The organism is Pseudomonas sp. VD-NE ins, from assembly GCF_031882575.1.
GTDB classification, from domain to species: Bacteria; Pseudomonadota; Gammaproteobacteria; order Pseudomonadales; family Pseudomonadaceae; genus Aquipseudomonas; species Aquipseudomonas fluorescens_BZ.
Window position 1 is genome coordinate 4992258 of record NZ_CP134772.1, and the last position, 18950, is coordinate 5011207.

Sequence of the window (18950 nt, forward strand, 5' to 3'; positions counted from 1 at the left end):
AGCCCGGCCTTGTCGCCAAGCGACAACTTCTTATAGCGCAAACCCCGGATTTTCACGGGTTTACGGCAATGCGACAAATAGCGTCGCAAAGGCGCAGTTTAACTGGCGCCGCCGATTTGCGGCAGGCCGCAGAGAATACCAACTCAACCTCGCTGCAAAGCTATAAATATGTACCGCACCTCGATCCGCACTTGCTGATTTGCTTGGCATCTTCAATGGCCCAAGGATCGACACCATGCAGCAAGCTGACGGATTGCCCTCCAGCGACTCCACCGATACAGACTCTCCACAGAACCCCGACAGTCATTATCAGCCCCTCAGAGACCGCCTCCCCGACTGGCTGGGCAGCGCTTCAGAAACCCGGCGTCTGGCACTCACAAATATCACACCGCAACGCTCGAGCAATCTGCACACGGCACCGGCGGCTCAGCACGAAGCACTGAACGACCTCAACATCGCTCACTGGAACGCGCAAAGCGCGGTCGACCGAAGCCTGGAACACCTGCAGGACGCCAGCGCCTTTGCCGAACCGCTGCTCAGGCAAGCACTGAAGAAGGACTTCGATCTGGATGTGGATGTGCGCAATACTTTCGTGCGCCTGTACATCCCCGCGACCACGCCGTGGTTCCCGATCAGGACCGGCACGCGCGCCTGGACCGTCTCGCTGCTGGATGCTGCGTTGCATAACTTCGAAGAAAAGGAGACGGACGAAAACGCCTTCGAACCCGACTCCACCTTCATTACCCGGCCCTCCGTCACCGGCCAGTTCATGACCTTGCCGTGGATCAAGGCCAAATTGAGCATTGCAGCCTTCACCAGGCTGTGCCGAACACTGGATATCGGTGCGCAGTACAAAACCCGTCTCGAAGAAAACCTCGGTTACACCGATCCGATGGTGGCGTCCGTCCTGCGCCTGAAAATAGACACCAGCCAGAAAGCCGCAATGAAAGCGGCCCTGCAGTGGGCGCGGATGAACCGCGATGTTTCGGAAAGTTATTTTCGCTTGATCGACGCCGTGCTCGACGGCATGAAAGGCCTGTATGTCGGCGGCGCACCCGTTCTGTGCCATGACATGGGCATGCTGTGTGCGCCGCTCACCGGCATCGTCGTGTTTGCCCCCGACCTGTACATTTCGCGAACCGCTGCGCGCGTAGTGGCTTACGTCCCGGACGACCCCGAGCACCCCTTCAAGGAGTACGCCACGACCTATGATCTGATCGTCGAACTGACACGCCAGTTACGCTCGAAGGATTACCAAGAGTTTTTCAGTCGCTTCGTGAACCACGAACATCGAGGGTTTTTCTTCAGCACACTCAACAGTCGCTTGAGCCAGCTGAAGTGGCATCCGACCGAACCAGGCAGTTCTCTGCCGGCGTGGCGCGACACCCCTGTCGAGCGACCTGATCTGCAGACCACGCTCACGCCGTTTCAAGACAATCTGTGGCAACACTTCTATCAGGCGAAACTGAACAAGATCTTCAATGACGCCAGAGTGATCGCCGTGCCCACCGCGGTGGTCGATCAAAAAGCACGCTGGGCTTTCTGGGACTCCGTCACCAACATCATCTCGACCATCGTGCAGACCGCCGCGCTGATCGTCGCGCCGTTCGTGCCGGTACTCGGCGAAGCGATGATGGCGTACATGGCTTATCAAATGCTCGACGAGGTCTTCGAGGGCATCATCGAATGGGGGCAAGGTCGCACTACCGAAGCCTTTGAACACTTGATGGGCACCCTGGAGTCGATGATTCAACTGGGCATGTTCGCGGTGGGCGGGGCGATTGGCGCCGGTGAATTTCGCAAGGTCCTGCCCAAAGAGATCGTCGCGTTCATCGACCGCTTCAAACCAGTGCAACTGGCCAATGGCAAAACCCGCTACTGGGATCCCGATCTGGCCCGTTACGAACACCCGGCTGTGCCTGACGCCAGCTCGACACCCAACGAGTTGGGCCTGCACCCGCACCAGGGCAAACAACTGCTGCCAATCGAAGACGCTCGTTTTGCCGTGAGCGAAAGCCCGGTTCCCGGCCAGTACCGTATTGAACACCCGACCCGCGCCGACGCCTACCAACCGGTATTGCGCCACAACGGCGCCGGCGCCTGGCATACCGAACTGGAACAACCACTGGGATGGGACACCGACACCGCACTGCGGCGAATCGGCCCGGCAGTCGAGTCGTTTTCACCCGCCGAGCGCGAGACCATTCTTCAGGTCAGCGGCGTCAACGAAGATGCCGTGCGCAAGATGCACGCCGACCAGCAAACACCTCCCCCGCTGCTGGCCGACAGCATCCAGCGCTTCAAGATCGATCAGGAGCTGCAACGCCTGGTCGATCGGCTCGAGAGTGACGTGGCCGACGAATATCGCCGCGCCGATCCCGTAGCCCAACTGCAACTGTTGACCGAGCACGGGCGCTGGCCGAGTAACCAACGCCTGCGTCTGGTTGATCGACAGGGCGAACTGATCTGGCAATCTTCGGCAGACGAAACCTTGCCGCTGACCGAGCTGGATCAAAGCAGCCTGATCGGTGACGACCTGCTCAAGACCCTGCTGTATTCGCTCGACGAGCAACAAACCAAAGCCTTGCTCGCAGAACCCTTCGGCGGGCCGACACCTTCGCTGGACGTGCGCAGCCAAACCCTGCGCAAGCAATTGGCTCATCTCGCCCGACGACACAGAAGTTCCCTGTTCGAAGCGCGCTATCAGGCACTCCAGTCCATCGATGATCCGCTGGCACGACAGCTGAGCCAACACCCACCGGCATTACCCGCCAGCGTGACCCGCGAACTGCTCGACACCGCCAGTGGCGAAGAACTGCTGCAGATCAGCGCGGGACAATTGCCACCGCGCCAACAGGAGCTCATGCAACTGGCCAGCCAGGAAGTGCGCATCACCCGCGCTTATGAGGGTCTGGAACTGAACGCCGTGAACAATCCCGATTCCGACGCTCTTGCGCTGCACAGCCTCAAGCTGTTGCCAGGCTGGAGCGGCGATGTGCGCATCGAGATTCGCGACGGACATTACGAAGGGGCTGCGCTCGACAGCATCGGGCGCGAAGATGCCCCCGCGCAAAAAGTCCTGGTTCGCCAGCCTGACGGCCGCTATCAACCTTTTGATGACCGCGGCCAGGAATTGCATTCGTCCACGGACTTCTACTCCAGCCTGTTGTACGCGCTGCCGGATGGCGAGCGTCAGAGCCTGAACCTGCAGATCGGCCAGGGTGCTGCGCTGAAAGCGGCAATTCGCGAGCGAACACTGGAGCGTAACGCTTTGCGCACAGTGATGTTCGACACACCGATTCGCCAGCCTGCCGTGGACACACTGCGCCTGGCAGGTTTGGGAGATGAGCAGCCGAACCTATCAAGACGCCTTGAAGATGCGAACTTTTTTGAAGCGGGCGAACTGGGCGCAATCAGCATAGAGAACCAGGACTTTCTGACCACCACGGGCCGGCCGATCACCAGCCCCGAAGCGCGCGTGCAAGCGCTCTATCGAGGCATGTCCACCGAAGAAGCGCAAAACTTTGTCGCCGCGTTCCGCAATGATCCGGGAGCGTTCAACGCCGAACTGGCCAGGGGTCGCAACGAATACGCCAGACTCAGCGATGACTTGAGCCGCTGGGAGCACGACGTCCCCACCCATCACCCAGCGACCGGCCAGCCATTGAGTTACATCGAACGCCGTGCAGCCCAGCAGAATCGTGCGTTGTTCAGGGACGCGGTGCTGCGTTGCTGGCGTCGGGAAACCCGCGGCCCCGCCGGGCATATGTTGCAGATTGCGCAACCGGTATTGGGTGACCTGCCCGCGCTGGAAGCAGATTTCAGCCACGTCCACATGCTGTCCATCAATGGCAGCGCCAGCACCGGGGCCGTGGACGCCTTCATGCAACGTTTTCCGAGCCTGAGGTATCTGGATGCACAAAATCTCGATATGCCAAGCCTGCCCCCGTCCGTTGCTGCAATGCCCAATCTGCGCCAATTGATCTTGCGCAATTGTGGTATCAAGCACTCGGCTGCCAACCAGCAAGTGCTGACATCCTTGCCCAATCTCTCGTTACTGGATTTGCGGGGCAATCCATTGGGCACGCCTCCCGACATCAGCGCGATGGCCCGGTTACGCTACCTCAATCTGTCGAACACGGGCATCTCCACGCCGCCCGCCAATGTGCTCGATCATCCGCATCTGATCGTCGGCAATTTCGAAGGCAACCATCTGACGGAAATACCGGAACCCTTTTTCAACCTGGCCAGTTCCCTCAGTGACGGTTTCGGTTTCGCCGACAACCCGCTGTCGACCGCCACACGCGAGAAGCTGAAAACGTTCTATGAGCAAACCGGCAAACACTTTGGGGTCGGCGCGGAGCCAGCGGATGTTCTGCGCACCACAACGTTGTTTCCTGCCCTGAGTGCCGAGCAGGCCAGTGAGTTGCTTTATCGACTTCCAGGCACATGGAGCGAAAGCCTGACCCAGCTCGCCCGTTGGGAAAACGAGTTCACCACGCTACAGATCGAGCTCGGCGAATGGGTCAACCAGATTCCTGCACTCGACCCCGTGTTCCAAAGGCCATTGACGCTCAATGAGCAAACGCTGGAACGCGAGGCGAGGCGCGTGTTCAGTCAAAAGCTGGAACAGTTCTGGCGCTCCAGAACATTCACTGGCAGAGAGTCCGAACTGACCGCAACGCTTGGTTTCATGGGTGACCTGCCGGCACTCAGCGCCAACTTCGACCACGTCTCGCGACTGACGCTGATGGGCAATAAAACCGTCACGGCAACCCTGCCATTCCTCCAGCGCTTTACCAATCTGACCACGCTGGAGATGCACGCCTTTGACCTGGAACCGATTACGCTGTCACAGATCAGGCAGCCTCACCTGCGTGTATTGGAGCTCAACGACTGCGGTGTCGTATTGACCCCGGAGAACGAGGCCACACTGCTTTCTCTCAACAACCTGCACAGACTGGATTTGAGCAACAACCCCTTGGGGACTTTTCCCGATCTGAACCTTCTCCCCGAACTGACTCACCTCGACCTGTCCAATTGCGGCATCACCGCAGTGCCCGATGGGGTGGCCAGCCACCCGAATCTGGACACGGCCATTTTCAACGGTAACCGCATCACCGAAATACCCGATGAGCTATTCGAGCTGTCGGGCGATCTGAGTGACAGCCTGGATTTCTCTGAAAACCCGCTGTCGCTTGCCACACGCAACAAGATCAAGACCTTTTTCCGACGTACCGGTTACGATTTTGCGGTGCGCGCCGAAAACACCGACATCGCCCTCACACGACAACTGTTCCCGGCCCTGGACGAGCAACAGGCCAGCGATCTGATCTACGACTTGCCCGGAACAATCACGGACAGTCGTACGCAGCTCGTGGCATGGCGGGCGGAACTCAATCAAATGACAGCGAACCTGAACTCTTGGGCAACACAGGTTCCAAGCGTACATCCCGTGACTGGAGAGGTCCTCACGCCGATCGAGGTGTTTGATCAGTTCGCGGCGCGGTCCGAGTTCGGACAACTGCTGGAGCGGTTCTGGCGCTACAGAAATGGCGAGTCAGGCATGCGCGCGGACTTTCTCGAAGCCGACGCGAAGTTTTTCGGTGACTTCCCCCAACTGACAACCGACTTCAGTCATGTTTCAACGGTGAAGCTCAAGGGCAACGCTGCCATTGGTGCTCCGGACGGGTTCATCAATCTGTTCACCAATGCACGTGAACTGGCGCTGCGACAGTTTCCACTGGGTGAAATCCCCCAGACCGTGACTCAACTGTCCAACCTGACGGAACTCACGCTGAGCGACTGTGGCGTGACACTCACCCCCGCCGATCAGAGCACACTCGCCACACTCAACGGCCTTGAACTTCTGGATCTGAGCGACAACCCACTGACGGTAGCACCTGACCTTCAGTCGCTACCGGCCATGCGTGACATCCTGCTGTCCAATACCGGCATTACGTCGCTGCCAAATGGCCTCGCCACTCACCCGAGCCTGAAAAACGCCCTGCTGAACGGCAACCGCATCACTAACCTGCCCGAGGCTTTTTTCAGCCTCGATCTGGACCTCGCCGATGGCGTCAGTCTGGCCAGCAACCCGTTGTCCCTGGCCGCTCGCGAACGCATCAAAACCTACTACGTCGAGCACGGGCGCCTGTTTGACGTCATGCCGGACGTCGGTGACCTGGCCAGCGCGCAAAGGCTGTATCCGTGGATGGACATCGATGACGCCAGTCACATGATCTATCACCTGCCCGGCACACTGCAGGCCGGCACCGATCAACTGGTGCGCTGGGAAGCGGAGATCAGCCAGATGATCAGCGATCTGAGCGCCTGGTCCGAACGCGTGCCCGTGCGCAATCCTTCGACAGGCGAACACTGGGACGCTGTAGAACGAACGACAGAACAACTCAGGAGAAAGCGGTTCAGTCAGCAACTTGAGCAGTTCTGGCGCGCCAGAACCGTCGACAGGCCGGAACTGCGACTCAACACGCTGGAAATCGAGGCGCCTCTCGCCGGTGAGTTACCGACGCTGACGGCCGACTTCAATCACGTCATCCGCTTGTCCATCCAGGGTAATCCGGCCTTGAATGCTCCGGATGGGTTTCTCGCACGCTTCGGCGGATTGCAGTCTCTGGAGATGCGCAATTTCGCCCTGCGCCGGTTCCCCTCGGCACTGACAGCCATGCCGGGTCTCGAAACGCTGACGTTGAGCCGTTGCGGTGTTGAATTCGATGCGGCGGGACAAGCGACGCTTTCCACGCTGACGCGACTGAAAGAACTGGATCTTTACGGCAATCCCTTGGGCACCGCACCGGATATCCGCACCTTGCCAGCGCTGACGACCCTGGACCTCACACGCACAGGGATCAGTCAGATTCCCGTCGGCGTTGGGCAATCGCTGCGGCTGCGTGATGCCTTCCTCGGCGAAAACGCGATCGTGGAGTTGCCGGAAGACTTGCGAGGCCTTTCCGCCAATGGCGTCGTCCTGAGAGCCAATCCGCTCTCCGCTGCGTCAAGAGAACGCATAAAGATCTTTTCCCGGGACTCTTATCAGTACCTGGGCGTTACGGCCGACCCGGAGGAAATTGCCTTGGTACGAGCACTGTACCCCGCCATCAGCGAAGTAGAAGCCAACCGCCTGATCTATCGTCTGCCCGGTACATTGGCCGATGGCCATAGCGAATTGCTGCGGCGCCATAACAACCTCACCACGCTGCTCGGCGAGCTCGATGTGTGGGTGAGAGAAACGCCACGAGACCCGCTCACGGGCACCGAGCTGGAGGGCGAAGCGCTACGCCTGGAAAATGCCCGGCGCATGGGCTTCAGGGATAACCTGGAAGGAGAGTTACGCAAGGCGCCAAGGTATCTTCCGTCCACTGAGGTTACGCTCGACCTGTCTTTAAACGGCGAGCTGCCGGCACTGAGCGGACGTTTCGAGCAAATCAGAGAATTGACGCTGACGAGCACCGCCAATGTACCGCCTCGAGTTGACCGACTGCTTGAGCTGTTCCCGAACCTGGAGGAACTGAATATCAAGGGCTATCCACTCAACGAAATTCCCCTGGCGGTTTTCGACATGAACCAGCTGACCGACCTGAGATTGCCGCGCTGTCGCATCGTCCTGACTGAGCAAACCGTGAACGCACTGGCAGCCATGAAAAACCTGGAAGGACTGGACTTGAGTCACAACCCGCTGGACCGGGCACCCGACCTGAGAAACCTGCAGAAGTGTCAGACGCTGCGCTTGAACAACACCGGACTGACCGACGTCCCGACCGGCCTGTTTGGCATGCAACGATTGACGTACGCAGACCTTTCGGAAAACGCCATCGCCGAACTCCCTGACCCACTGCCTGCTCCCGGTGACGACAGGCCGGTGACCTACAACTTCAGTGAAAATCCATTGACCCCCCGGAGTCAGCGCAGCCTGGCGACGTACAACGCGGCAAATGACCTACGACTGCTCGAGGAGCGCAGGAGGATGGACGAAATACACAGAGCGCTCGAAGACTTCGAGGATTCAGATTTTTCCAACGGTGAAGAACAACCATAAGCGCAGTGATCACTGGCCAGTGTTGGCCAACCAGTGTCTAGCCGCGTTCAGGTGGCACTGACGACAATTCGAACGGGCTGCTGCTGCGCCGCTGGTTGCGATCTTCCCGCGGCGTGGCACCGAAGAAGTTGCGATAGGCGCTGGAGAAATGCGGCCCCGAAGAGAAGCCACACGAAAGGCCGATCTGGATGATCGACTTGCTGGTTTGCATCAACATTTGCCGTGCCTTGTTCAGGCGCAATTCCAGGTAATACTGGCTCGGCACACGGTTGAGGTATTGCTTGAAGATCCGCTCCAACTGCCGACGGGACACGCACACATGCTGGGCGATTTCGTCGGTGGTCAGCGGTTCTTCGATGTTGGCTTCCATCAGCAACACCGCTTGGGTGAGCTTCGGATGGCTGGAACCGAGACGGTTCTGCAACGGGATGCGCTGACGCTCGCCACCTTCGCGGATGCGTTCAACCACCAGTTCTTCCGAAACCGCACCGGCCAGTTCCGCACCGTGATCACGGGCCAGCACCGCCAGCAACAGATCAAGCACCGACATGCCGCCACACGCGGTCAGACGATCGCGATCCCAGTCGAACAAGTGACTGGTGGCGATGACTTTCGGGAAGCGCTCGGCGAAATCGTCCTGCCAGCGCCAGTGCACGGCAGCGCGATAACCGTCGAGCAAACCGAGTTGCGCCAACGGGTACACACCGGCGGACAGACCGCCGATGACCGTGCCCGCACGCACCAGTTGCTTGAGCGCACTGCTAAGAGCCGGGGCCAACGTGGTCGGCGGCTCATCAGCGAGCAGGAATAGTTTCTGGAAGTTTTCGAGCTTGCCGGTCCAGGCTTCACCGGGTAATTGCCAGGCACCTTCGGCCGGTGGCTCGGCTTGCAGGAACGACAGTTCGTAAACCACGTCCGGGTGCACACGCTGAGCAACACGCAAGGCTTCCTCCGCCAGCGCCAGCGTCAACGCTTTAGTGCTGGGCCAAATCAGGAAACCAATTCGATGGGCAGTCATGGGCGGGCAATCCGAAGCGAAGAACAGTGATGAAGGCATGGGCCAATGCTAGCCCGTAAATGAACACAAATCTTGAAACCAACACCGATCCATTGTGGGAGCTGGCTTGCCAGCGATGGCGATATGTCTGTACCAGATATGCAATCTGATACTCCGCTATCGCTGGCAAGCCAGCTCCCACAGGGATTGGAGCCGGCTTTCAGGTCGCGAAGCATGACCTAATCTGGTGCATAACGGCAGCGATTACTTGAGGCTGCCCGAGAGGAATTGTTGCAGACGTTCCGATTGCGGATTGACCAGCACTTCGCGCGGGTTGCCGCTTTCTTCAACAACGCCTTTGTGCAGGAACACCAACTGGTTAGACACTTCACGGGCGAAGCCCATTTCGTGTGTCACCACAACCATGGTGCGACCTTCCTGAGCCAGTGCTTGCATGACCTTCAGCACGTCGCCCACCAGTTCCGGGTCGAGGGCCGAAGTCGGTTCGTCGAACAGCATCACTTCCGGTTCCATCGCCAACGCACGGGCAATCGCCACACGCTGCTGCTCGCCACCGGACATGTGCCCAGGGAACGCGTCTTTACGATGGGCCACGCCGACCTTGTTCAGGTAGTGCTCGGCTTTCTCGCGAGCTTCAGCCTTGGAGACGCCGAGTACATGCACCGGCGCTTCCATGATGTTTTCCAGCGCGGTCATGTGCGACCACAGGTTGAAATGCTGGAACACCATCGACAGGCGCGAACGCATGCGTTGCAGCTGTTTCGGGTCAGCGGCTTTCAGCGCGCCGTCCTTGTTCGCTACCAGTTTCAGCTCTTCGTTGTTGAGCAGAATCTTGCCCGCGTGCGGCTGCTCGAGCAGGTTGATGCAGCGCAGGAAAGTACTTTTGCCGGAGCCACTGGAGCCGATGATGCTGATCACATCGCCGGCTACCGCTTTCAGGGACACGCCCTTGAGCACTTCGTGACTGCCATAGCGTTTATGCAGGTCTTGGACTTCAAGTTTGTACATGCGGTCGGTTCTCACAAAAACAGTCAGTCGTTGAGCAAGCGCCCGTGACGCAGCGCTTCGCGCCCCGCCACCTTGGCCAGCCAGAAACCGGGTTGGGCATAACGCAGCCGTTCAATGGCAAACAGCACCCCGGAGGTACCAGCACACACCGTGCTGACCCGATCGGACAGAGGATCAATCACTTCAAAAATCTCGTCGCCGGCCTCGACCCATTCGCCGGGCTTGCGCAGAAAACTCACGACGCCCGGGTGCGGTGCGAGCAGCAACTCGGTGCCCTCGAAAGGCATGCCTTCACAGGCTTCGTGCGCCGGGTTCGGCCACTCGCCGGTGATCAAGCCCTGCTCGGCGAGGAACGCGAGAATGCCTTCTGCATAGGCGCAGGCTTCAGCGCGACCGGTGTCGGCCTGACCGCCCAATTCGATTGTCGTCGCCAGACAGGCCAGCGGAATCTGCGCATCGGGGAACTGCCGCGACAGACGCAGCCACGGCAACGAGCAGGCTTCATCGAACGAGCTGCCGCCGGAATCTTCCGCGAGCAGCCCCACCTTCACACTCAGGTGCGCAGCCAGCGAACGCCACTGCGGCCAGTGCTGCGGCAACGCGTACATGTGCAGCGCGGCTTCGGCATCGCAGTGCAAGTCCAGCACCACATCAGCGGTGCAAGCGTGGCTGAGCAACACGCGCTGCATGCCTTGCAACTGGTTGCTCGCCTCCGGCAATGCCGCCAGATGATCAGCCATCGCCTGACGGATCAGGCGCACATTGGCGTGCGGATCATCACCGAGGCTGTCGGCCAGCGCGGCGGCAACCGGCGCACTCAGCTCGACGAAATCACGGTTGAAATTCTTGCCGCTGCCCGCTTCAAAACGGCCCTGGTGATTGCCTTGCAGCAATTGCCCGAGACCCAACGGATTGGCGACCGGCACTAGTTCGATGACGCCGTTGAGCAGGCCTTTGGCTTCGAGTTCGCCGAGGCGCTTTTTCAGCTCCCAAGCGGTGCGCATGCCCGGTAATTCGTCAGCATGGAGGCTGGCCTGAATGTAGGCCTTGCGCTCGCCGTGGCCAAAGCGGAACACGGAAATCTTGCGCTCGCTGCCCAGATGGCTCCACGGCAATACGTGGTCGATGCGTTCCATATCAGTGCTTCCGCGGGGCCAGGTAGCTCAACCAGCGACGCTCGGCCAGTTTGAACAGCTTGACCAGAATGAACGTCAGGCACAGGTAGAACACGCCAGCGGTGATGTACGCCTCGAACGGCAGATAGAACTGCGCGTTGACCGTGCGCGCCGCACCGGTGATGTCGATCAGGGTGACGATGGAGGCCAGACTGGTGGTCTGCAGCATCATGATCACTTCGTTGCTGTACTGCGGCAGTGCCCGGCGCAGGGCCGATGGCAGCAGGATGCGTTTGTACAGTTTGAAGCGCGACATGCCCATGGCCTTGGCCGCTTCGATCTCACCGTTCGGCGTAGCCTTGAGGCTGCCGGCGATGATCTCGGCGGTGTAGGCGCTGGTGTTGACGGCGAAGGCCAGACACGCGCAGAACGTTGCGCTGGACAGCCACGGCCACAAGAAGCTTTCGCGTACCGCTTCAAACTGCGCCAGACCGTAGTAGATCAGGAACAGTTGCACCAGCATCGGCGTGCCACGGATCACGTAGGTGTAAAGCCACGCGGCGCCGTTGACGACCGGGTTCTTCGAGACGCGCATCAGCCCCAGCGGCAGGGCAGCGAGCAGACCGAAAAACAGCGACAGCGCGAGCAATTTGAGGGTGGTCAGCAGGCCGCCGAGGTACAGCGGCATGGCCTCCCAAATGACGTTGTAGTCGAAGATCATAGATCAGCCGCCCTTACGCCTACCGAGTAGCGCTTCTCAAGGTGACGCAATGCCAGCAACGAGACACTGGTGATCACCAGGTACATCGCCGCCACTGCGAGGAAGAAGGTGAAAGGCTCGCGAGTGGCATCTGCCGCCTGCTTGGCCTTGAACATCATGTCTTGCAGACCGACCACGGAAATCAGTGCGGTCGCCTTGGTCAGTACCAGCCAGTTGTTGGTGAAGCCCGGTATCGCCAGGCGAATCATCTGCGGCACCATCACCCGGAAGAACACCTGAAAACTGCTCATGCCGTACGCCATGCCCGCTTCAGCCTGACCTTTCGGAATGGCCATGAACGCGCCACGGAAGGTTTCCGACAGGTACGCACCGAAGATGAAACCGAGGGTGCCGATACCGGCGGCCAATGGATTCAGGTCGATGTAATCGTCATATCCGAGCATCGGTGCGACGCGGTTGAGCAAGTCCTGACCGCCGTAGAAGATCAGCAGGATCAGCACCAGATCGGGAATCCCGCGGATCACCGTGGAATACAGATCGCCCAGCCAGGCCAGCCAGCGCACCGGCGACAGGCGCAACGCGACACCGATCAGCCCGAGAACGATGGCCAGAGCCATGGACGACAAGGCGAGCTGAAGCGTCAGCCATGCGCCATCGAGGATGACAGCCCCGTAGCCTTTCAACATGATTCAGGTCCTCGAAAGTTGGGATGAAAAAATGGCGCAAACCGCAGAGATCCTGTTGCTTGCGCCATTTCGGACTTGTCGCAGAGACGTCTTACTTGCCGTAGATATCGAAGGCGAAGTACTTGTCCTGGATTGCTTTGTATTTGCCGTTTTCGCGGATGGCCGCGATGGCAGCGTTGATCTTGTCTTTCAGGGCGTCGCCCTTGCGCACTGCAATGCCTACGCCGTCGCCGAAGTATTTGACGTCGGTGAACGCCGGGCCGGCGAAGGCGAAACCTTTGCCGGCGTCGGTGTTCAGGAAGCCGTCTTGCAGCAGGGTAGCGTCAGCCACGGTACCGTCGAGACGACCGGCAGCCACGTCGAGGTAGATTTCGTTCTGCGAACCGTACGGCTTGATCTCGGCGCCCAGTGGGGCCAGGACTTCGCGAGCGAAGCGCTCGTGGATCGAACCACGTTGCACGCCGATGTTCTTGCCCTTCAGCTCAGACAGGTTGTCGCTGACAACGGAGCCTTGCTTCATGACCAGACGGGCCGGGGTGTTGTAGTACTTGTTGGTGAAGTCGACCGACTTCTTGCGATCTTCAGTGATCGACATGGACGACAGAATCGCGTCGATCTTGCGCACTTTCAGTGCCGGGATCAGACCGTCGAACTCTTGCTCGACCCACACACACTTGACCTGCATCTGCTCGCACAGAGCGTTGCCGATGTCGTAGTCGAAACCAACGATGCTGCCATCCGGCGCCTTCGAGGCGAACGGAGGGTAAGCCGCTTCGATACCGATCTTCAGAGGTTTTTCGTCAGCGAAGGCGTTCATCGACAGCACGGACAGTGCCAGGGCGCCAAGCAGCACAAGTTTCTTCATCTTGGGACTCCATCGGTAAAGGGCAAAAACGGCAGAGTGAGCGACAGCCCAATATGCGAATGGGTGAATCGGGAAATCGGTTGCTGCATCGGTGGGAAATTTCCCGTCGAAACCGTCGGAGGTTTCAACGTCAGCCACGATGAGCGAGTGATCGGCATTCTAACGACAGGCCGGAAGCCGATATTTCTTCAATGCGACAACTAATTACAGATGCATAGAGAAAGCGACTTTGGCGCATTGACAGCCTTGCAATTTCATGCAAGAGCGAAAGACAGTGAACCGATCTATGCTGCAAATTGCGGGCCTATTATTCGCAAACCCTTCTAATCCGGCAAGCGCAGCGTTGTGTCTTATTTTTCACCGGGGGTTTGGAGGCTCTAAAACGGGGCGATGCGTTTCCCTTTGCCCCGTCGCGGGGCGAGCGGTTACACATTCGGTTACGTGGAAGATGTTGGGTAACAGAGGGAAATGTCTTACGGGGGAGATCGATAATTATTGGTTGGGTGGTCTTGTGTTCCGACAGTGGACTACACAGTTGCCTGACAGATTGCTATCGCTGGCAAGCCAGCTCCCACAGGGATATGCGGCGAAGCTGAAATTTCCGACACACCACAAACTCTGTGGGAGCTGGCTTGCCAGCGATGAGGCCAACCCTATCAACCCAAATCCGCGCAGGACCACAAACTGCCAACACACCACAAAACCTGTGGGAGCTGGCTTGCCAGCGATGAGGCCAACCCTATCAACCCAAATCCGCGCAGGACCACAAACTGCCAACACACCACAAACTCTGTGGGAGCTGGCTTGCCAGCGATGAGGCCCGCCCAGCCAACACAAAACCTGCAGACACAAAAAAGCCCCGCCCGGCAAAACCGGACAGGGCTTCTATGGTGCTAATGCTTAAGCAACATTCATGGTCTTGTGCGTATCAATCAAATGCTGCACCACACCCGGATCCGCCAGCGTCGAGATATCCCCCAACCCGTCATATTCCGCCGTGGCAATCTTGCGCAGAATCCGGCGCATGATCTTGCCCGAACGGGTCTTCGGCAGCCCCGGTGCCCACTGGATCACGTCCGGCGAAGCAATCGGCCCGATCTCTTTGCGTACCCAGTTCTTCAACTCCAGACGCAGTTGCTCGGTCGGCTCCTCGCCATTCTTCAACGTGACATAGACATAAATGCCCTGCCCCTTGATGTCGTGCGGCACACCCACCACCGCCGCTTCAGCGACTTTCGGATGCGCAACCATCGCGCTCTCGATCTCGGCCGTGCCCATACGGTGGCCGGACACGTTGAGCACGTCATCGACACGCCCGGTGATCCAGTAGTAACCATCGGCATCACGGCGTGCGCCGTCACCGGTGAAATACATGCCACGGAAGGTCTTGAAGTAGGTATCCACGAAACGATCATGGTCGCCATACAGCGTGCGCGCCTGACCTGGCCACGAATCGAGAATCACCAGATTGCCCTCAGCCTCGCCCTCAATAATGTTACCGAGGTTGTCGACCAGCGCCGGCACCACACCAAAGAACGGACGCGCCGCCGAACCCGGCTTCAGCGCGTGCGCACCCGGCAACGGGCTCATCATGTTGCCGCCGGTTTCGGTCTGCCACCAGGTATCAACGATCGGGCAACGCGACTTGCCGACATTCTTGTAGTACCAGTCCCACGCTTCCGGGTTGATCGGCTCGCCGACCGAACCGAGCAGACGCAGACTGCTGCCATCCGCGCCTTCAACAGCGGCTTGACCCGAGGCCATCATCGCGCGAATCGCGGTCGGTGCGGTGTAGAGGATGTTGACCTTGTGCTTGTCGACGATCTTCGCCACCCGGGTGATGTCCGGATAGTTCGGCACGCCTTCGAACAGCAGCGTGGTCGCGCCGTTGGCCAGCGGGCCGTAGACGATGTAGCTGTGGCCGGTGACCCAGCCGACGTCGGCGGTGCACCAGTAGACTTCGCCCGGACGGTAATCGAACACGCGCTCGTGGGTCATTGCCGCATACAGCAGATAACCGCCGGTGGTGTGCTGCACGCCCTTCGGCTTGCCGGTGGAGCCTGAGGTATAAAGGATGAACAGCGCTTCTTCAGCGCCCATCTCTTTCGGCGCGCAAACGGTGCCCGCCACTTTCATCAGGTCTTCGTACCAGATGTCGCGATGCTGGTTCCACTTGATGTCGCCACCGGTGCGCTTGCAGACGATGACTTTCTGGATGCTGCTGGTTTCCGGGTTGGTCAGCGCATCGTCGACGTTGGCCTTGAGGGAAATCTTCTTGCCAGCGCGGATACCTTCGTCAGCGGTGATCACCACTTTCGATTTGCAGTCGATGATGCGACCGGCCAGGGCTTCCGGTGAGAAACCACCGAACACCACCGAGTGAATCGCGCCGATCCGGGTGCAGGCCAGCATGGCGACCACGGCTTCGGGAATCATCGGCATATAAATGGTCACCACGTCGCCGCGGTGCACGTCCTGACCGCGCAGGGCGTTGGCCAGTTTGCACACTTGCTCGTGCAGTTCGCGGTAGGTGATGTTGCGGCTTTCGGAAGGATCGTCGCCTTCCCAGATGATCGCGACTTGATCGCCGCGCTCGGCCAGATGACGGTCGAGGCAGTTGTAGGAAACATTCAGGGTGCCGTCGGCAAACCACTTGATGTCGACATGGTGATCGTCGAACGACGTCTGTTTCACCGTGGTGAAAGGTTTGATCCAGTCGAGGCGCTGAGCTTGCTCGCGCCAGAAACCGTCAGGGTTGACGACCGACTGCTGGTACATGGCTTTGTAGGTCGCCTCGTCAGTCAGCGTGTTAGCCAGAACCTCGGGACGAACGGGATACAGAGAAGCCGCACTCATCTTTCCTACCTCGGTGTAATAGTTGTTTTTGTATGACCCTGTTGTAACGGGGCGGGGGCCATAGAACCATTCGACGATGGTAGTAACAAGCCCCTACAAATCCTCCACCTACCTCGTTTACTAGCCAGACACCAACCTCCAAAACACCCGCGAACCCTGTGGGAGCTGGCTTGCCAGCGATTCAGACAACTCGGTCCCACAGACAAAACACCCGGTTTTCAATCCAGCCTCTACCCCATCTCAAGGGATTGTTACCAAATCTGCCAAAGGTGTTTATCAAAACCCGCTCTGTTTACCCCCGCCCCATCTCCCTAAAATTCACCTCGCCAACAAGGCAAACGCGATTAACAACGATACAGCCCCCACGAAGGCCGTTAATCCAGCTCTCAAGTAATAACTGCAAACGATGAAGTTACACACGCAACCCCATAAAGGTTGCGTGACCCCACTCGACCTCAAAAAGGTAAATCCGAATGAAAGCTTTATTGGTTCTGGCCCTCAGCAGTCTGTGCGCAACCGCCATGGCAGATGAGGGTCCGACTGATGTCGCGCAGCAACAACCGGTTATCGAGGAATACACTTACTCCACCCACCTGGACATCGCCAACGTTGTATCGATGAGTGAAATTCCCAACGTCTGCGAAGTAGTACCGGCAAAAATGGAGTACGACGACTCCAAAGGCCAGCGCCACATCCTGCGTTACAGCGTCATGGGCAACGGCTGCACCAATTGATGATTCGAGACTGCACCGAATTGGATCTCTCAGCGCTTCATTGAGGGTCGATTCCAGCCCGACTTCGGTCGGGCTCAGTTGTGTCTGAAGTCATCAAAAATGCTTGCAAACCACTAGATGTAGTGAAAACCGCCGTTTTTTGTTCGTTTTTTGAGCAAATTCACATTGGCGAGATTTTTACGAAAAAAAATCTATCCCCGGCAAAGCCCTGTAAACCCTCACTCTCGTCGAAAAACCACCCTCCTCGACCGCTCCATGCGCGGATTCGCCTCAGCACAGCCGTGTTTTTTTCCCTATAATGCCGCCCCATACGGGTCAGCAATATTCCCTTACAGGGAGCAAAAGCCATTCTGAAGCCCCGCAGCAGCGTTCAACGCTGATTGCGCCCATCAGAGGCTCTCGGAACCCGTCAAAATTTCTGTTTATTTGCCTGCGTGCATCGCTGCAAAAAACGACATCCAACGCGGTCTGTACGACCGTGTGAAAAACCAACCAATCAGGTTTCACACGGGCACAGGCCCTCACGCAGGAGACGACACGTCATGCTGAGCTGGGACGAATTCGACAAAGAAGACAGTGAAGTAGCAACCGTGAAAGGCGCCAACGCCGGCCACGCTACTGAAGCCAACATGGACCGCCTCGACAACGCTGGCGGTGCTGCCGCCATCGAAGCTCGCGCCGTGACCGCCGACGACTCGGCCGCTGTCGCCCGCGCCAAGGCTGCACTGAACTCCCTCGACGTCGCCGAAGGCCTCGCCGAACTCGAAGGCGCCTCCGCCCGTGTCGCCGTTGACGAAAAGCGCATGATCAACTGCCGCGCCGACCTCAACCAACTCGTGCCATTCAAGTACGACTGGGCCTGGCAGAAGTATCTGGACGGTTGCGCAAACCACTGGATGCCGCAAGAAGTCAACATGACCGCCGACATCGCCCTCTGGAAAGACCCGGAAGGCCTGACCGACGACGAGCGCCGCATCGTCATGCGCAACCTCGGCTTCTTCTCCACCGCCGACTCCCTGGTTGCCAACAACCTGGTACTGGCCGTTTACCGCCTGATCACCAACCCGGAATGCCGCCAGTACATCCTGCGCCAGGCTTTCGAAGAGGCGATCCACACCCACGCCTACCAGTACTGCATCGAATCGCTGGCCATGGATGAAGGCGAAATCTTCAACATGTACCACGAGATCCCATCGGTCGCGAAAAAAGCAGCCTGGGGCTTGAAATACACCCGTTCGATCTCCGATCCGAAGTTCGAAACCGGCACCCCGGATACCGATAAAGAGCTGCTGCGCAACCTGATCGCCTACTACTGCGTTCTGGAAGGCATCTTCTTCTACTGCGGCTTCACCCAAATCCTCTCCATGGGCCGCCGCAACAAAATGACCGGCGTCGCCGAGCAGTTCCAATACATCCTGCGCGACGAATCCATGCACCTGAACTTCGGCATCGACGTGATCAACCAGATCAAAATCGAAAACCCGCACTTGTGGGATGCTGAGATGAAGGAAGAAGCGACCCAGATGATCCTGCAGGGTACGCAGCTGGAGATCGAATACGCGCGTGACACCATGCCTCGCGGGGTGTTGGGTATGAACGCGGCGATGATGGAGGATTATCTGAAGTTCATCGCTAACCGTCGTTTGTCGCAGATTGGCTTGAAAGAAGAGTATCCAGGGACGACTAACCCGTTCCCTTGGATGAGCGAGATTATGGACTTGAAGAAAGAGAAGAATTTCTTTGAGACGCGGGTTATTGAGTATCAGACTGGTGGGGCGTTGAGCTGGGACTAACTAACAGTCTCGCTCGCCACGATTTGACGATTGCTGCCTGAGTCGACAAGTCGAGAAAGCAAAAAGCCCCGATCTGATCGGGGCTTTTTTATTGGGCA

General features: G+C 58.5%; 10 protein-coding genes. 3 read left to right on the forward strand and 7 right to left on the reverse strand.

The genetic code is table 11. The features are described 5' to 3' along the window. Positions 1-235: 235 nt before the first annotated feature. Positions 236-8056, forward strand: a complete 7821-nt coding sequence (locus tag RMV17_RS22290) for a dermonecrotic toxin domain-containing protein (protein WP_311882603.1) — start codon at positions 236-238, stop codon at positions 8054-8056. Between the two features lie 37 nt (positions 8057-8093). On the opposite strand, the gene argR is transcribed toward RMV17_RS22290, so the two are convergent. The 7 genes from argR to acs form a co-directional block, all read right to left on the reverse strand. After that, a complete protein-coding gene (gene argR, locus RMV17_RS22295) occupies positions 8094-9074 on the reverse strand; it encodes a transcriptional regulator ArgR (protein WP_034153329.1) in 981 nt (326 codons plus the stop codon). A gap of 243 nt (positions 9075-9317) precedes the next feature. After that, the gene (locus RMV17_RS22300) at positions 9318-10082 is read right to left on the reverse strand and encodes an ATP-binding cassette domain-containing protein (RefSeq protein WP_311882607.1); all 765 of its coding nucleotides are present in this window, start codon (positions 10080-10082) and stop codon (positions 9318-9320) included. 23 nt (positions 10083-10105) lie between these two features. Beyond that, positions 10106-11218 carry a M14 family metallopeptidase gene (locus RMV17_RS22305; RefSeq protein WP_311882609.1) on the reverse strand — a complete coding sequence of 371 codons (1113 nt, stop codon included), beginning with the start codon at positions 11216-11218 and terminating at the stop codon, positions 10106-10108. Between the two features lies 1 nt (position 11219). Then, positions 11220-11918, reverse strand: coding sequence for an ABC transporter permease (locus RMV17_RS22310; RefSeq protein WP_007912703.1), 699 nt, complete (start codon positions 11916-11918; stop codon positions 11220-11222). Then, positions 11915-12604, reverse strand: a complete 690-nt coding sequence (locus RMV17_RS22315) for an ABC transporter permease (RefSeq protein WP_016773583.1) — start codon at positions 12602-12604, stop codon at positions 11915-11917. Before RMV17_RS22315 ends, RMV17_RS22310 begins: the two co-directional genes overlap by 4 nt. Positions 12605-12695: 91 nt before the next feature. Further along, positions 12696-13469, reverse strand: a complete 774-nt coding sequence (locus tag RMV17_RS22320) for an ABC transporter substrate-binding protein (RefSeq protein ID WP_311882613.1) — start codon at positions 13467-13469, stop codon at positions 12696-12698. A gap of 900 nt (positions 13470-14369) precedes the next feature. Beyond that, positions 14370-16325: an acetate--CoA ligase gene (gene acs, locus RMV17_RS22325; RefSeq protein ID WP_034153332.1), complete on the reverse strand. Its 1956-nt coding sequence runs from the start codon at positions 16323-16325 to the stop codon at positions 14370-14372. Positions 16326-16798: 473 nt separating this feature from the next. Here acs and RMV17_RS22330 point away from each other — a divergent pair, with 473 nt between their 5' ends. Continuing rightward, positions 16799-17059, forward strand: a complete 261-nt coding sequence (locus tag RMV17_RS22330) for a DUF2790 domain-containing protein (protein WP_311882617.1) — start codon at positions 16799-16801, stop codon at positions 17057-17059. Positions 17060-17601: 542 nt separating this feature from the next. Continuing rightward, positions 17602-18852: a ribonucleotide-diphosphate reductase subunit beta gene (locus tag RMV17_RS22335; protein WP_008084848.1), complete on the forward strand. Its 1251-nt coding sequence runs from the start codon at positions 17602-17604 to the stop codon at positions 18850-18852. The last annotated feature ends 98 nt before the right edge of the window (positions 18853-18950 follow it).

What these genes read in the sequence shown, in the direction of transcription:
- RMV17_RS22290 (WP_311882603.1), top strand. Translation starts at nt 236, where the DNA reads ATGCAGCAAGCTGACGGATTGCCCTCCAGCGACTCCACCGATACAGAC.
- argR (WP_034153329.1), bottom strand. Translation starts at nt 9,074, where the DNA reads ATGACTGCCCATCGAATTGGTTTCCTGATTTGGCCCAGCACTAAAGCG.
- RMV17_RS22300 (WP_311882607.1), bottom strand. Translation starts at nt 10,082, where the DNA reads ATGTACAAACTTGAAGTCCAAGACCTGCATAAACGCTATGGCAGTCAC.
- RMV17_RS22305 (WP_311882609.1), bottom strand. Translation starts at nt 11,218, where the DNA reads ATGGAACGCATCGACCACGTATTGCCGTGGAGCCATCTGGGCAGCGAG.
- RMV17_RS22310 (WP_007912703.1), bottom strand. Translation starts at nt 11,918, where the DNA reads ATGATCTTCGACTACAACGTCATTTGGGAGGCCATGCCGCTGTACCTC.
- RMV17_RS22315 (WP_016773583.1), bottom strand. Translation starts at nt 12,604, where the DNA reads ATGTTGAAAGGCTACGGGGCTGTCATCCTCGATGGCGCATGGCTGACG.
- RMV17_RS22320 (WP_311882613.1), bottom strand. Translation starts at nt 13,469, where the DNA reads ATGAAGAAACTTGTGCTGCTTGGCGCCCTGGCACTGTCCGTGCTGTCG.
- acs (WP_034153332.1), bottom strand. Translation starts at nt 16,325, where the DNA reads ATGAGTGCGGCTTCTCTGTATCCCGTTCGTCCCGAGGTTCTGGCTAAC.
- RMV17_RS22330 (WP_311882617.1), top strand. Translation starts at nt 16,799, where the DNA reads ATGAAAGCTTTATTGGTTCTGGCCCTCAGCAGTCTGTGCGCAACCGCC.
- RMV17_RS22335 (WP_008084848.1), top strand. Translation starts at nt 17,602, where the DNA reads ATGCTGAGCTGGGACGAATTCGACAAAGAAGACAGTGAAGTAGCAACC.